Origin of the sequence: Candidatus Thiosymbion oneisti (genome assembly GCF_900092655.1) — a bacterium.
Lineage (GTDB): Bacteria > Pseudomonadota > Gammaproteobacteria > Chromatiales > Chromatiaceae > Thiosymbion > Thiosymbion oneisti.
On the sequence record NZ_FLUY01000404.1, the window covers coordinates 1 to 2,438 of the forward strand.

2 protein-coding genes are annotated in these 2,438 nt (G+C 61.1%); both read right to left on the bottom strand.

Features of this window, described 5'->3' with window-relative positions; translation table 11 throughout:
• Nucleotides 1-82 precede the first annotated feature (82 nt).
• Nucleotides 83-841, bottom strand: a complete 759-nt coding sequence (locus BQ17_RS03755; RefSeq protein ID WP_089724418.1) for a phosphodiester glycosidase family protein — start codon at nucleotides 839-841, stop codon at nucleotides 83-85.
• Between the two features lie 168 nt (nucleotides 842-1,009).
• Nucleotides 1,010-2,119, bottom strand: a complete 1,110-nt coding sequence (gene hemE, locus BQ17_RS03760; protein WP_089724421.1) for a uroporphyrinogen decarboxylase — start codon at nucleotides 2,117-2,119, stop codon at nucleotides 1,010-1,012.
• Between the last annotated feature and the right edge of the window lie 319 nt (nucleotides 2,120-2,438).

Sequence of the window (2,438 nt, forward strand, 5' to 3'; positions counted from 1 at the left end):
GTCTGCTCCCACGCTGGAGCCTGGGGAGCCAGCCGAAAATCAATGCCAGATGAAAATCAATGGGTTAGTTTTTAGACAGCCTCTAAGGCTCCACCGCATCGGATGCCTCGGAGGTTATCCCGATCATGGTCACGAACCGGCGCCATAGCCAGCCGCCGTAACGGTGGAGTTCGGGCGCATACATCGCGGAGATGTTTCCGTCCAAATAAAGTGCATTGGGGCACTGGAGCCGGTCCTTGAACAGGGTGCCGAAAGCGTGGAAATTCACCGGCTCGTCGGAGATGGCGAAGATCACACGACCTTCCCGGTCGATACCCACCCCATTGCGAATGTACTTGCTGTGGTAGCCCTCGATGAAACGGGGATGCAGGCGTCCGTTGATTACCAACATAGGCCCTGACTGGATGGCGTTGATAACCCGGTCTTGGGGTTGGTAATCCTTAGTCTCGACGACGCGTGCCCCCTTCTCAGTGATGTAGAAGACGCCGTTGGGCAGCAGAAAGAAATTCCCCCCACCCCCGCCTCGCGTGAGCTGGTAGTAGCGTTTTCCGTTCTCGATATACAAACCGAGTGGCGTGAACTGCTCCGAATAGATCCCGCCGTTGACCGCGAAAATCAACTTTCGACCCTCGGTCGCCAAGGCACGGCGCAGGGCGTGGATGCTGCCGTAAGGCGTACCGTCCTTGCGTTTCCAGAAAAACTCCAGTCGCTGCTCTTCCCCGCTATCCAACCGGTAGACATCGAACCCGGCCCCCCGATGGAAGACCTCGGTGGCGGTAGCGCCAAAGGTCGGGCTTGCGAGCACGGACATGGATACCAGAAGACAGCGAAACATCGACATTTCAGACTAATCGATACGGTTCGCCGCGCTCGCCGCACCTACGGCCGCACCGGGAATGTAGGATGTGGTGAGCCGGCGGGCAGGGACGCCCGCGGCGAACCGCATCGATGGTGTGGCAACACAGCGAGCCGCACCAGGATAATCCGTGAAATTCGCGTAATCCACCGATCAAGAAGGGGATTTGCCGGGATTAGTCCGCAAGTCGCGGATAGCAGCCCCATGAAACCGGGGGCTGAGCGTATGGACCGCATCCACCATGACGGCGACCTGGTCGGGATCTACGTCCGGGTGGATTCCGTGGCCGAGGTTAAAGACATGCCCGAGGCCCTGGCCGTAGCTCGCGAGCACCCGCCCGACTTCTCCCCGGATACGTCCCGGTGAGGCATAGAGGATACTGGGGTCCAGATTGCCCTGCAGGGCCACCCGCTCCCCTACCAGTTGCCGAGCGTCGGCCAGATCCAGGGTCCAGTCCACCCCGAGGGCGTCGCAGCCGCTTTCCGCCATCCGGTCCAGCCAGTGGCCGCCACCCTTGGTAAAGAGGATGATCGGGACCCGCCGTCCCTCCGCCTCGCGGGTGAGCCCGGCGATGATGCGGGTCATGTAAGCGAGCGAGAATTCCCGATAAGCACGCGGGGTCAGCACCCCCCCCCAGGTGTCGAAGATCATCAGGGCCTGGGCGCCGCGCGCCACCTGGGCATTGAGATAGGCGGTAACCGCCTCGGAGAGCTTAGTCAGCAAGACGTGCATCAGCTCGGGACGATCGAACAGCATGGCCTTGGAGCGAGCAAAACCCTTGGTGCCACCACCCTCCACCATATAGACCGCTAGGGTCCAAGGGCTGCCCGAGAAGCCGATCAGGGGTACCCGGCCATCCAACTCACGCCGAATCATACCCACCGCATCCATCACATAGCCCAGCGCGTCCTCCATGTCGGGGACCGCCAAGCGTTGCACCTCGGCGGCGTCACGAACCGGGCGCTCGAAACCGGGACCCTCCCCCTCGCTGAAATAGAGCCCGAGCCCCATGGCATCTGGGATCGTCAGGATGTCGGAGAACAGGATGGCCGCGTCCAAGGGAAACCGCTCCAGGGGCTGCAGGGTCACCTCGCAGGCCAGCTCCGGGTTTCGGCACAGCGCCAAAAAGCTGCCGGCACGGGCGCGCGTGGCCCGATACTCGGGTAGATAACGCCCCGCCTGACGCATGATCCACACCGGCGTGTAATCCACGTGCCGGCGCAGCAGGGCGCGCAGCAAGGTATCGTTCTTGAGTTCCTTCACCAGTGCATTCCAGAGGCGGGTTGCGGTAGGTCGTTGGTTTTTAGGTTGCAGGATACTACAGTGGGTTATCCTCGGCACATGCCAGCTGCTACCTGCTACCAGCCGTCGGCTACCAACCAAGTAGAGTAGGCTGGGTTAGGCGCGTGTTACGATGTTGGCGTGTGCCAGCAAGGTCAAACGCGCCGTAACCCAGCAGGCGTAGGATAATGGGTAGTGGATAAATTCTAAATGCTGAAGTCTGTCAACCCCTCCCTCGTCATTCCGGCAGGGATTGCCGGAATCCAGGGCCAGGGATGGCAAAACGGTGGAGTTCAAAGCA